Below are 13,155 nucleotides of genomic sequence, written 5' to 3'. Positions count from 1 at the left end.
ATATTTTGTAATCAACAATTAATAACTAAATTTGCAGTTGATTTTTACAGCACAAAAAGTGTTTAAAATCAACTGAATTAAATAAATAAATGAAGAAATTTTTCGCCCTATTTGCAGTAATTATATTTTTATCGTCTTGCAGCGAATATCAAAAAGCTTTAAAATCGGAAGATGTTGCCGTTAAGTTTGTATCAGCTACAAAAATGTATGATGCTAAAAAATATGGTAAAGCAATTCGGCTTTTTGAACAAATTGCCCCGGCCTATAAAGGTAAACCACAAGCAGAAAGATTGTTTTATATGTATTCACAATCATTGTATAAAACAGAGCAATATTATTTAGCGGGTTACCAGTTTGAGAGTTTTGTATCTAGTTATCCAAAAAGTGAAAAAATCGAAGAAGCATCATTTTTAGGAGCTAAATCATTTACTTTTTTATCACCGGTTTATAGTTTAGATCAAACAGATACTTACAAGGCGGTTGACAAACTTCAAAATTATATCGATTCTTATCCGGAAGGACAGAATTTGGCTGAAGCTAATTTATTGGCAAAAAATTTAAGAGAAAAATTAGAAAAAAAAGCATTTGAAAATGCAAAGATTTATCATACGATTTCTGATTACAAAGCAGCAATGGTAGCATTTGACAACTTTCTAATTAATTTTCCGGGAACACCGTATAAAGAGAAAGCATTATTTTATAAATTAGATTCGGCTTATTTATTGGCAATAAACAGCGTTCCATCTAAAATGGAAGAAAGATTGATAAATGCCAAAAATGCACACGCGAGTTTAATCAAATTTAAAGGTGATACGCAATACAAATCAAAGGCAGACGAAATGTTAGCCCGAATTGAAAACGATTTAAAACAATATTCTAAATAAAAAAGGCATGGATTTAAAGAAGACGAATGCACCGGTAAACACTGTTACTTACAACAAAACTGCAATTGAAGAGCGTACAGGTAATGTTTACGAGGCAATAACCATTATGGCTAAAAGAGCTAACCAAATCAATTCTGAAATTAAAAAAGAATTGACCGAAAAATTGGAAGAGTTTGCAACATACAACGATAGTCTTGAAGAGATCTTTGAAAACAAAGAACAAATTGAAGTTTCTAAATACTACGAAAAATTACCAAAGCCACATGCATTAGCTGTTCAGGAATGGCTTGATGACAAAATTTACTACAGAGATACTACAAAAGACTAATTCAGATGTCTGTTTTAAGCGGTAAGAAAATTTTACTCGGCGTTTCCGGAGGAATTGCCGCCTACAAGACAGCCACATTAGTTAGATTATTTATAAAAGCCGGTGCACATGTCCAAGTGGTCATGACACCGGCTTCTAAGGATTTTGTAACACCGTTAACTTTATCCACACTTTCCAAAAATCCGGTTCATTCTACATTTTTTAATGAAGAAGATGAGAATGCACAATGGAACAATCACGTCGAATTAGGACTTTGGGCCGATTTGATGGTTATCGCTCCGGCAACTGCCAACACCTTATCTAAAATGGTCAATGGCAATTGCGACAATCTTTTAATTGCTACATACCTTTCAGCTAAATGTCCGGTTTATTTTGCTCCGGCAATGGATTTGGATATGTACAAACATCCTTCAACAATAGCCAGTTTTACTACGTTGAGACAATTCGGGAATATCATAATTCCGGCCGAAACAGGTGAACTTGCCAGCGGATTATCCGGTGAAGGGAGAATGGCTGAACCCGAAAATATCGTGGCTTTTCTTGAAAAAGATTTAGAAAGTAAATTGCCTTTACGTGGAAAAAAGATACTTATTACTGCAGGCCCAACTTATGAGGCAATCGATCCGGTTCGATTTATCGGAAATCATTCTTCAGGCAAAATGGGATTTGATATAGCCGAAAGTGCTGCAAATCTTGGAGCAGAAGTAATTTTAATTTCAGGGCCAACACACTTAAATACAAATAATTCCGTTATTAATTTAATTCGAGTGACATCGTCAAAAGAAATGTATGATGTTTGTCATGAACATTTTAATTCAGTTGATGTCGCTATTTGCGCAGCCGCTGTTGCCGATTATAAACCAAAATTTGTTGCCAAACAAAAGATTAAAAAAGCAGAAGCAGCATTAACAATTGAGCTCGAAAAAACGCAGGACATATTGGCTTCTTTGGGTAAAATCAAACAAAATCAATTTTTAATAGGCTTTGCTTTAGAAACTGAAAATGAAATTGAAAATGCTAAGTTGAAAATTCAGAAAAAAAACCTAGATTTGATTGTTTTAAATTCGCTTCAGGACAAAGGAGCAGGTTTTGGAAAAGCAACCAATAAAATAACATTTATCGATAAGGATTTTGTTATTGAGCCGATGGAATTAAAATCGAAGGAATTGGTTGCAGTAGATATTATGAACAAAGTAATTTCACGTTATGAAAAAAATAGTTAGTCTTTTTATTTTGCTTTTTGTTGGCGTAACGCAAGCTCAACAATTAAATTGTTCAGTTCAGATTAATTCGGATAAAGTTGCATCGACTAACAATCAGATATTTAAAAACTTAAAAACGTCAATAACCGATTTTGTTAATAAAACTGATTGGACCGGAGAGGAATACAAACCAAATGAAAAAATAGAATGCTCGATGGTTATCATAGTAAATACCTATGAATCAAACCAGTTTACTGCAACCATACAAGTGCAATCAACAAGACCGGTTTTTAATTCTACCTATGCGACACCGGTATTCAATTTTAACGACAAAGAATTTAATTTTCGATATGTTGAATTTGAAAACTTACAATTTAATCCATCCAATTTCGATTCAAATTTAGTTTCGGTTTTGGCGTATTACAGTTATATGATTCTTGGTTTTGATGCCGATACCTATTCATTAATGGGCGGGAATAAACATTATGAAATTGCGCAACAAATACAATCCGTAGCACAACAAAGTGGCTATAAAGGATGGAGTCAGGCGGATGGAAATCAAAACAGGTATTTCTTAACAAACGATATTCTTAGCGGTACTTATGATGCCTACAGAGAAGCTTTGTATCAATATCACAGAGAAGGTTTGGATATGATGAGTACTGATGTAAAATCAGGAAAAGATAAAATCATCTCGGCTATTAATACACTTACCGCAATCGCTAAAGTTCGTCCAAATGCTTTTTTAACAAGAGTGTTTTTCGATGCTAAAGTAGATGAGTTAGTTTCGATATTGTCTGCAGGACCAAAAGTCTCTTTAACTGAAACTATCGATAATTTAAATAAATTATCACCACTCAATACAAGTAAATGGTCAGCAATTAAGTTATAATTAGTACATTTACTACTTACACTTTTTCTTCATTTTCTGAACATGATTACATCGTTATCCATTGAAAATTTCGCCCTGATAGAAAAATTAGATATCGATTTTTCGAATGGTTTTTCAATTATAACAGGCGAAACCGGAGCAGGGAAATCGATACTTCTAGGTGCATTAGGTTTGGTATTAGGAAAGCGAGCCGATTTAACTTCACTTAAAAATAAAGACGAAAAGTGTATTGTTGAAGCTAATTTTTCTATCGGAACTTACGATTTGGAATCTTTTTTCGAAGCTAATGACTTAGATTATGAACAGGAAACAATCATTCGAAGAGAAATTCTTCCTTCGGGAAAATCGAGAGCGTTTGTAAATGATAGTCCGGTTAATCTTCAGCAATTGCAGGATTTAAGTTTTTTTTTGATAGATGTCCATTCACAACATCAAACTTTAGAACTATCGGAAGAAGAATACCAATTCAAAATCATTGATGCAATTGCTGCTAATCAGGAGTTGCTTATTGAATTTCAATCCGGTTTGAAAAAATACCGTGCTGCAAAATCGACTTTAGAATCTAAAAGAAATGCCTTTTCTTCCATTTTAAAAGAGAAAGATTATAATGAGTTTTTGTATAATGAATTAGAATCTGCCAATTTAAAAGAAGGCGAATTAGAAGAATTAGAGCAGCAATATCAGGCATTAAGCAATGTTGAATTCATAAAAGAAAATCTGGATAAACTTTTGTCAATAGCAACTGAAGAAGAATTTGGGATTTTAAAAAATTTAAAAGAATTCAAAGCGGCACTTCAAAAAAACACTGCTTTTTCGACCGAATATCAATCGCTTTTTGAACGTACCAACAGTATTTTAATCGAATTTGATGATATCGTCAAAGAATTAAATCGAGAATCGGATTTGGTTTTTAATGATCCTGAAAAGCTCGAAGCCATCAATCAGAAACTGCAACTGATTTACAATCTCCAGAAAAAGCACAACGTTTTAACCGTTGAAGAATTAATCCAAATTCAAACCGATTTAGAAACTAAAGTTGTTTCGGTTGCTGCTTTAGAAGACGAAATTGCAAAACTAGAAAGCAGCATCAAAGATTTCGAATTGCATTTAGATACAATTGCTTCAAAAATAAGCCAAAGTAGGAGAGAAGCAGTTCCGAATTTAAGTGAAAAACTTATTGAAATACTCAATCAATTAGGCATGCCGAATGTTCGATTTAAAATCGAAATTATTGCTTCTGAAACTTATCACAATAACGGAAAAGACACGCTTCAGTTTTTGTTTTCTGCCAATAAAGGAACCGATTTTGGTTTACTGAAAAAGGTGGCTTCAGGAGGCGAGATGTCTAGAATTATGTTGGCTGTAAAATCAATTTTATCTCTATATTCAAAACTGCCAACAATTATTTTTGACGAAATTGACACTGGTGTTTCGGGTGAAATTGCCAACAAAATGGGAGAGATTATGCGAGACATGAGTAAAACGATGCAGGTTTTTGCGATAACACATCTTCCACAGATTGCTGCGAAAGGTGCAAATCATTACAAAGTTTTCAAAACTGTATTGGGAGAAAATACCGTTTCGGAATTGAAATTATTAAACAGCGATGAAAGAATCATCGAAATTGCTGAGATGCTTTCCGGTAAAGATATTTCAGATTCCGCCGTTAATCATGCTAAAGCATTGCTAAATTGAAATGCTAATTCATTACTTTTGTAACACAATAAAAAACTAACATAAAATACACATCACATGATTATAGAACCAAGAATGCGGGGATTTATTTGTTTGACAGCTCATCCGGAAGGTTGTGCCCAAAATGTTAAAAATCAAATCGAATATGTAAAATCAAAAGGACATATTGATGGCGCTAAAAAAGTATTAGTTATTGGAGCTTCAACCGGTTTTGGTTTGGCATCAAGAATAACAAGTGCTTTTGGTTCAGATGCCGGTACAATTGGAGTTTTCTTCGAAAAACCACCAACAGAAGGAAAGACAGCAACTCCGGGTTGGTACAATTCTGCTGCTTTTGAAACAGAAGCCCAAAAAGCAGGTTTGTATGCCAAAAGCATTAATGGAGATGCATTTTCAAATGAAATAAAACAACAAACTATCGACTTGATTAAAGCCGATTTAGGTCAGGTTGATATGGTAATTTACAGTTTAGCTTCACCTGTTCGTCTGCATCCTGTAACAGGTGTTTTGCATCGTTCGGTATTAAAACCTATTGGTCAGACTTTTTCAAATAAAACAGTTGATTTTCATACCGGACTTGTTTCACAAGTCAGTATTGAACCTGCGAATCAGGAAGATATTGATAACACTGTTGTTGTAATGGGAGGTGAAGATTGGAAAATGTGGATAGATGCTTTAAAAGATGCTGGAGTTTTAGCCAACGGAGCAACAACTATCGCTTATTCTTATATCGGTCCTGAAGTTACCGAAGCCGTTTACAGAAAAGGAACAATTGGACGCGCCAAAGATGATTTGGAAGCAACAGCATTCAAAATTACAGACGATTTAAAAGCTATAAACGGAAAAGCTTATGTGTCTGTAAATAAAGCTTTGGTAACTCAAGCCAGTTCTGCTATTCCGGTCATTCCACTATATATTTCTTTATTGTATAAAATCATGAAAGCAGAAGGCGTTCACGAAGGTTGTATCGAACAAATCCAAAGATTATTTGAACAACGACTTTATACAGGAAATGATGTGCCAACCGATGAGAAAGGCAGAATCAGAATTGACGATTGGGAAATGCGTGACGATATTCAGGAAAGAATAAAAGCATTATGGGCAAAAGCTACTACAGAAAATTTAAGCGAGATAGGTGATTTGGCAGGTTACAAACAAGATTTTCTCAATCTATTTGGTTTTGGATTTACCAATGTTGATTATGCTGCCGATTCTAATGAATTGACAATGATAAAAAGTATCGAAAGTTAATTGTTGATATTTATTTAATAACTCTAGTTTAAAACTCACAATTTATTTGTGAGTTTTTTTATTTATACATACTTTTATGGCAATTAACTTTAAAACATTAACTACATGAAAAAAATTACATTAGCATTAATGCTTCTGGTCACATTTTCGGGGTTTGCACAGTTTCCTGCGCCCTATTGTGGACCAATGACATTTACAAGTAATGTTGAACCGATAACTTTGGTCAATTTTGCTGGTATCAATCAAACCAGTTCTGCTACGGTAGGAGCTAACAATGGCACGACAATTATTGCACACGAAGATTATACTGCAATTGTTGGAAACGTAAGTGCCGGAACAACTTATCCAATTACTCTAAAAGGTAACACGGATGGAAATTTTACCACAAGACTTAGAGTATACATTGATTGGAACCAAAACAATGTTTTTACAGACGCCGGTGAATCTTATGACATCGGAAACATTGTTAATTCAACTGGTGTTGACGCTATTGAATTAGTTGGAAATATAACAGTTCCCGGAACCGCTTTAGGTGGAAATACGAGAATGAGGGTAATCAAGCGATATAATGCTTTCGGAACCTCATGTCAAACTGGAGCTGGATATGGTCAAGCAGAAGATTATACTTTAAGTGTAACAGCACTTGCTCCTTGTCTAACAGGATTTGAGTATCCTTCTAATGTGACTGTACCAGGACTTTGTGACGGGGTTACACCGACAATAGTTGCTACAGATTCTTGGGCAGGTGATTATTTTACTGTTACTGTAACAAGTGGTGAGGTATATAGATTCTTAAGTTCAGTCGCTACTGATTATTTAACTGTAAGTACTGACAGCGGAACAACAGCAGTCACTTCTGGTACAACTCCACTAAGTTGGGTATCAACTGTTACAGGAGATATTAGAGTGTATATAAATACCGATTCGGCATGTGGTACTGAAGATGTTGACAGAGAAACATCTGTAATTTGCGGTACTCCATGTTTAACAGGAACATTATATCCTGCAGCTACATATGATGTGCCGGTTTGTGATGGAACAACGGTTAATGTTGTTGCTACAGATTCATGGGCAGGAGAGTATTCAAACATCAATGTTTTTGATACTAATGATTATGTTTTTTCAAGTTCTGTAGCTACTGACTATTTAACGGTAGCATCAGCTGATGGTCTAACCGTTTTGGCAGTAGGAATAGGTAGTGTAAGCTACGCGCCAAATGCTGACGGTGTAGTTAGAGTTTATTTCCACACAAATTCTACCTGTGGCACTCAAAATACTAACAGAGAAAGAAGAATTGTTTGTACTACTGCTTTAACGGTACCGGAATGTGCATCAAATCCAACTCCTGCAGACGGAAGCACAACTGTTCCTGCATTTGCAACTTTTGATATTTCTTGGGATGCACCTACAACAGGTGAACCAGCAACATCTTACGATCTCTATTCAGGAACGGATAGTGGAAATTTAGTATTTGAAGGAAATATTGCAGCGACATCTATTACTGGTGTTGGACCTATTGGAGCATATAGTACTACTATCTACTGGCAAATTATACCAAGAAATGCTGCAGGTGCTGCTACAGGATGTACTATTTGGAGTTTCACAACAGAACCACAACCAACAGATACTCCTGATTGGGCTAACTTACAATTCCCTGCTGCTGAAACAATCACGCAAGGAGGAAGTATAACTGTTTATGGTCAAGTTTATGAAGGTGGTTTAACAGATGTTGTTCCAAATATTGACGGTCAGGCTCCAGGTATTTTGGCTTGGGTTGGTACCGGCGCAACCGGAACAGATCCAAGTACATGGACAGATTGGACAGTAGCAACTTGGAATTCAGGTCACATTAGTAACAATGATGAATATCAGGCAAGTATTGGAGCTACTTTAGCGCCAGGAACTTATGATTATGCCACAAGATTCTCTTTAAATGATGGACCATATGTGTATGGTGGACTAAATAATGGTTTTTGGGACGGAACCACACATCCTAGTGGAGTGTTAACTGTTGAAGCATTGCCAGCACCAGCTAATGATAATTTTGCAACTCCTACTGCAGTAAGTTGTGGAAATACTTATACAGGAGATACAACATCTGCTACATTAGATGAGGATAATGCTCCTGATGGATTTACTGCCGATTTAGATGCGCCAAATGTTTGGTATTCCTTTACAGGAAGTGGTACTCCTCAAACAGTAACAGTTAATCTTTGTGGATCATCTTATGATACATCTGTATTGGTTTATACTGGAACTTCTGGTAGCTTAACTTTAGTAGCAGGTAATGATGACGACAGTACTTGTGTATCTGATACATTAAATTCCAGAGTAAGTTTTGATTCTGATGGAACAACTACTTACTATATTACTGTTGAAGGTTGGAATGTTGGAAGTGTAGGTGCATTTACTATGGATATAACTTGTGCATCACCTCCTCAACCACCGGTAAATGATGATTGTTCAGATGCCGTAACTGTAACTTGTGGATCTACAACAGCAGGGACAACTGCATTGGCTACAAATGAAAACATGCCTGTTTGTGGTATTTCAGGAGTAACAACACAAAACACACCTGGTGTTTGGTATAAGTATGTAGGTGATGGAAGCGATGTAACAGTAACTACATGTTCTCCAACTATCACTACAGGTGATTCAAGAATTGCTGTTTACAGTGGTACTTGTGGTGCTCTTACTTGTATTGGTGGTAATGATGATGCTCAAGCTGCGGGTTGTGCAACAAATACATTAGCTTCTGTTGTTACATTTAGCACAGTTGCCGGTACTGATTATTATATTTTAGTATATTCATATACTTTTACTCCAGGTACAAATCCTATCAATTTTGAATTAAGCGTTAGTTGTGTTGCTGCTTGTACACCAGCTACTACAAATGATGAATGTTCAACTGCTACACAAGTAACAATAGGAACTCCAATTACCGGAGCTAATAATTCATGTTCTTCTGCTAGTTTGGGTACTGCCTATCCAAGTTGTGGAAATATGTTTGGAACATATTATGACACTTGGTATTGGTTCGATAGTGGTTCTGTTACAGATGTAACTATTACTCTTGCTAATCAAACAGGGGCTGCAGGTTTCGCACTATATTCAGGTACTTGCGGTGCATTAACGCAGGTTAACGGATCTTGTACAACAACAGGAGCAGCTACGAGTTTAACAGGATTGAGTATTGGAACATATTATCTAAGAGTATTCTCAACGAGTCCAGCCTCTCGCGGTAGTTATGATTTATCAATTACGGATGATGGGTTAGGAAACGGTTCTTTTGATAGTAGTAGTTTTACTTACTATCCAAACCCTGTAAAAAACATTTTGAACTTATCTTATAACCAAGAGATTTCAAATGTTGAAGTATATAATTTATTAGGACAAAAAGTAAGTTCTACTATTATTAATGCTAACGATGCTCACATTGATATGTCAAATCTACCAAATGGAGCTTACATGGTTAGAGTAACATCTAATGATCAGGTAAAAACTATTAAGGTTATTAAAGAATAATTAGATTTCCTTTTTTATAATTAAAACCACCTAATTTTTAGGTGGTTTTTCTTTTGTATAAAACTTATCTTTGTTACCGAGACTCGTTTTTAATACCAAACAAATTGTACGAAGTAAAATTTATGTCATGTATATTTCAATAATTATTCCTGTTTATAATAGACCCGATGAAATTAAAGAACTATTGGAAAGTCTTTTGATTTCTGATTATAATAAAGAATATGAAATTGTAATCGTTGAAGACGGCTCTTCTATAACTTGTAAAGAAGAAGTAGAAAATTTCAAAGAAAAACTGAACATATCTTATTATTTTAAAGAAAACTCAGGCCCGGGTGATTCTAGAAATTACGGAATGAAAGTAGCTAAAGGAGACTACTTTATCATCTTTGATTCAGATTGTATTATTCCAAAACAATATCTTTCTGAGGTTGATAAAGAATTGACTCAGAAATATGTCGATTGTTTTGGTGGTTCTGATGCCGCTTTAGATTCGTTTTCGGATATTCAGAAGGCAATAAATTTTGCTATGACTTCTTTTTTAACAACAGGCGGAATTCGTGGCGGTTCGGAAAAATTAACCAAATTCCAACCTCGAAGTTTTAATATGGGAATTTCTAAAAAAGCTTTTGAAGATTCAAATGGTTTTGGAAATATTCATCCAGGCGAAGATCCGGATTTAAGTATTCGATTATGGAAATTAGGTTACAAAACAAGACTTTTCCCAAAAGCATTTGTGTATCACAAGCGAAGAATAGATTGGGATAAATTTTTATTGCAGGTAACCAAATTTGGCAAAGCACGTCCGATTTTAAATAGTTGGTATCCCGAATATAGCAAGCTTACTTTTTTCTTTCCAAGCTTTTTTATCCTGGGATTGTTCAGTGCGATGCTTGTATTCTTTTTTGGAATTGAATGGCCACTGTTTTGCTATATATTTTATTTTATAATTTTATTTGTAGTTGCGACAATTGAAACCAAAAGCCTTAAGATTGGATTATTATCAATGGTAGCGGTTTGCAAACAATTTTATGGATATGGTTTAGGTTTTCTAAATTCATTCATTAAAATAAGTCTGTTAAAACAAAAACCCGAAATAGCTTTTCCTGAACTATTTTTTAAAATAAAGTGATGACAAAAATAATCGGATTAACAGGCGGTATCGGAAGCGGAAAAACAATGGTTGCTGAGTATCTCAAATCATTGGGAATTCCGGTATATATTGCTGATGATGAAGCCAGAGAATTAATGACTTCTAATAAAATAATTAATAAAATAAGTTCCTCATTTGGAAAAGAAGTTGTAGAAAACGGAACCCTTAATCGTACTAAACTGGCACAAATTGTTTTTAACAATCCTGAAAAGCTGCAAAAGCTAAATAGTATAGTGCATCCTGAAGTAAAAAAACACTTTGATGCTTGGGTTAAAAAGCATGAAAATTTCCCTTTTGTAGTCAAAGAAGCTGCTATTTTATTTGAATCCGGAAGCTATAAATATTGCGATGCTGTAATTACAGTAACTGCTCCTTTAGAAACCCGACTTCAACGGGTAATTGATCGAGATAAAACGGATAGGGAAGCTGTTTTAAAAAGAATACAAAACCAATGGACTGATGAGCAGCGAATTGGAAAAAGTGATTATGTAATTCATAATCTATCAATTGACTCTACTAAAAAACAAATCAATGAAATCCTCAAATCATTGAAAAATCAATAATATATATACAAGATGTTAATGTTTGGTTAATGTATTTATTGTATAAATGTTAAAATGTTAAATTTGTATAATGAATAAATTGTTTTTCCGCTTACTGGTTATTCTAATGAGTTTATCCTTAATAGGTATAATTCTTGTTCAGGTATATTGGTTCGATAAATCTTTCGAGAATAATGAAGAACAATTTAAGTATCATGTAAAACAAGTTCTTGGGAATGTTGCCGTTAAATTACAAAAGAATGAGCAATATTCTTATTACGAAATGTATAATCGCCTAAAGGATAGTACAGGCAAAGCACCACAAAAAAGTGATTTTTTGGAGTTTGGTTACTATCAGCGCGATTCAAGAACTAACGAAACCATAATATATTCAAACAGTATAAATTCCGAAGATTACGGGATTTCTGCTTCGTTCTTTGATAAAAAATTAGACAGCGTAAAACTCAAAAATTACACAGCAAAAAGAAAAACTGAGATTTACAATGATGATATTGATAATTCAAGTATAAAACAAACGGTTGCACCGGATATCAAAATCGAAAAATCCGGACGATTGGATTTATTAGACAACGCGCAATTTGAAATTGTTTATAAAGATATTGCAGCGGTAAAACCTATTCAGGAAAGAGTTTCAAACGAAATGATGCAAAAGTTATTGTCGGAGGAACTTAAGGAATATGGTGTTAAAACTCCATTCGAATTCAATGTTTACAGTAATGGCTTGGCAACAAAAATAAAGTCGGAACACTTTAGATACGATAAATCATCAACTTATTCTATTCCGATTTTTATTGATAATGATGGTAATAACAAATACCAATTGTTATTAACGTTTCCGCAAAAGAAAAAATTTCTGTTTTCGGAATTGATTGGAATTTGCATTTTGTCAATCATTTTCACACTCATCATTGTTATTGCTTATTCAAGTGCATTAAATCAGTTGATAAAGCAACGTCAGATTTCTGAAATCAAAACCGATTTCATTAATAACATGACACATGAATTCAAAACGCCAATTGCAACAATAAACCTTGCGTTAGACGCTATGAAAAATCCGAAGGTCATCGAAGACAAGGAAAAAGTACTTCGATACATGCAGATGATTAAAGATGAAAACAAAAGAATGCACGCGCAGGTTGAAAATGTTTTGAGAATTTCAAAACTTGAAAAGAGAGAATTAGACATCAATAAAGAATCTAACAATATTCACGAGATAATTGAAGATGCTATTGAACATGTGAATTTAATTGTAGAAGACAGAAACGGAACAATAACAACACATTTTGATGCAACGCGAACTTCGGTTTTATTAAATGATGTGCATTTTACCAATGTGATTGTAAATATTTTGGATAATGCCATAAAGTATTCGCCCGAAGAACCAATAATTGATATTCAGACAGAAAATGTAAAAGATTTTGTCATCATCAAAATTAAAGATCAAGGTTCCGGAATGTCGAAAGCAGCTCAAAAAAGAATATTCGAAAAATTCTATCGCGAGCATACCGGAGATTTACACAACGTAAAAGGTCATGGTTTAGGCTTAGCCTACGTTAAAAGAATTGTTGACGATCACAACAGCGAAATATTTGTAGAAAGCGAAAAAGGAAAAGGAAGCACATTTATAATTAAAGTCCCACTCATAAATTAAAATAAAAAAAAACT

Annotated in this window: 10 protein-coding genes; all 10 read left to right on the top strand. The window is 34.3% G+C overall.

Features of this window, described 5'->3' with window-relative positions:
• Nucleotides 1-89: 89 nt before the first annotated feature.
• The 10 genes from L1S35_RS03425 to L1S35_RS03380 all read left to right on the top strand — a co-directional run bounded on the left by L1S35_RS03425 (nt 90) and on the right by L1S35_RS03380 (nt 13,141).
• Nucleotides 90-884: an outer membrane protein assembly factor BamD gene (locus L1S35_RS03425; RefSeq protein WP_236396636.1), complete on the top strand. Its 795-nt coding sequence runs from the start codon at nt 90-92 to the stop codon at nt 882-884.
• 7 nt (nt 885-891) lie between these two features.
• Nucleotides 892-1,212: a DNA-directed RNA polymerase subunit omega gene (locus tag L1S35_RS03420; protein WP_236396634.1), complete on the top strand. Its 321-nt coding sequence runs from the start codon at nt 892-894 to the stop codon at nt 1,210-1,212.
• Between the two features lie 5 nt (nt 1,213-1,217).
• A complete protein-coding gene (coaBC, locus tag L1S35_RS03415; protein WP_236396632.1) occupies nt 1,218-2,435 on the top strand; it encodes a bifunctional phosphopantothenoylcysteine decarboxylase/phosphopantothenate--cysteine ligase CoaBC in 1,218 nt (405 codons plus the stop codon).
• Nucleotides 2,419-3,306: a type IX secretion system protein PorD gene (porD, locus tag L1S35_RS03410; RefSeq protein WP_236396630.1), complete on the top strand. Its 888-nt coding sequence runs from the start codon at nt 2,419-2,421 to the stop codon at nt 3,304-3,306. Before coaBC ends, porD begins: the two co-directional genes overlap by 17 nt.
• A gap of 42 nt (nt 3,307-3,348) precedes the next feature.
• Nucleotides 3,349-5,001: a DNA repair protein RecN gene (recN, locus tag L1S35_RS03405; protein ID WP_236396628.1), complete on the top strand. Its 1,653-nt coding sequence runs from the start codon at nt 3,349-3,351 to the stop codon at nt 4,999-5,001.
• 57 nt (nt 5,002-5,058) lie between these two features.
• Nucleotides 5,059-6,252, top strand: coding sequence for an enoyl-ACP reductase FabV (gene fabV / locus L1S35_RS03400; RefSeq protein WP_236396626.1), 1,194 nt, complete (start codon nt 5,059-5,061; stop codon nt 6,250-6,252).
• Between the two features lie 105 nt (nt 6,253-6,357).
• Nucleotides 6,358-9,777, top strand: coding sequence for a T9SS type A sorting domain-containing protein (locus tag L1S35_RS03395; protein ID WP_236396625.1), 3,420 nt, complete (start codon nt 6,358-6,360; stop codon nt 9,775-9,777).
• Nucleotides 9,778-9,904: 127 nt separating this feature from the next.
• A complete protein-coding gene (locus L1S35_RS03390) occupies nt 9,905-10,906 on the top strand; it encodes a glycosyltransferase family 2 protein (RefSeq protein ID WP_236396622.1) in 1,002 nt (333 codons plus the stop codon).
• Nucleotides 10,906-11,490: a dephospho-CoA kinase gene (gene coaE, locus L1S35_RS03385; protein ID WP_236396620.1), complete on the top strand. Its 585-nt coding sequence runs from the start codon at nt 10,906-10,908 to the stop codon at nt 11,488-11,490. Before L1S35_RS03390 ends, coaE begins: the two co-directional genes overlap by 1 nt.
• Nucleotides 11,491-11,560: 70 nt before the next feature.
• Nucleotides 11,561-13,141 (top strand): sensor histidine kinase, encoded by a 1,581-nt coding sequence (locus L1S35_RS03380; protein WP_236396617.1) that lies wholly within the window; start codon nt 11,561-11,563, stop codon nt 13,139-13,141.
• Nucleotides 13,142-13,155 lie beyond the last annotated feature (14 nt).

This window comes from Flavobacterium anseongense (assembly GCF_021608185.1).
Lineage (GTDB): Bacteria > Bacteroidota > Bacteroidia > Flavobacteriales > Flavobacteriaceae > Flavobacterium > Flavobacterium anseongense.
Note: the sequence above shows the minus strand (reverse complement) of the source record. Positions and strands in the feature narration are given on the sequence as shown.

Coding starts and splice junctions, on each gene's coding strand:
- L1S35_RS03425 (WP_236396636.1), top strand. CDS start 90: ATGAAGAAATTTTTCGCCCTATTTGCAGTAATTATATTTTTATCGTCT.
- L1S35_RS03420 (WP_236396634.1), top strand. CDS start 892: ATGGATTTAAAGAAGACGAATGCACCGGTAAACACTGTTACTTACAAC.
- coaBC (WP_236396632.1), top strand. CDS start 1,218: ATGTCTGTTTTAAGCGGTAAGAAAATTTTACTCGGCGTTTCCGGAGGA.
- porD (WP_236396630.1), top strand. CDS start 2,419: ATGAAAAAAATAGTTAGTCTTTTTATTTTGCTTTTTGTTGGCGTAACG.
- recN (WP_236396628.1), top strand. CDS start 3,349: ATGATTACATCGTTATCCATTGAAAATTTCGCCCTGATAGAAAAATTA.
- fabV (WP_236396626.1), top strand. CDS start 5,059: ATGATTATAGAACCAAGAATGCGGGGATTTATTTGTTTGACAGCTCAT.
- L1S35_RS03395 (WP_236396625.1), top strand. CDS start 6,358: ATGAAAAAAATTACATTAGCATTAATGCTTCTGGTCACATTTTCGGGG.
- L1S35_RS03390 (WP_236396622.1), top strand. CDS start 9,905: ATGTATATTTCAATAATTATTCCTGTTTATAATAGACCCGATGAAATT.
- coaE (WP_236396620.1), top strand. CDS start 10,906: ATGACAAAAATAATCGGATTAACAGGCGGTATCGGAAGCGGAAAAACA.
- L1S35_RS03380 (WP_236396617.1), top strand. CDS start 11,561: ATGAATAAATTGTTTTTCCGCTTACTGGTTATTCTAATGAGTTTATCC.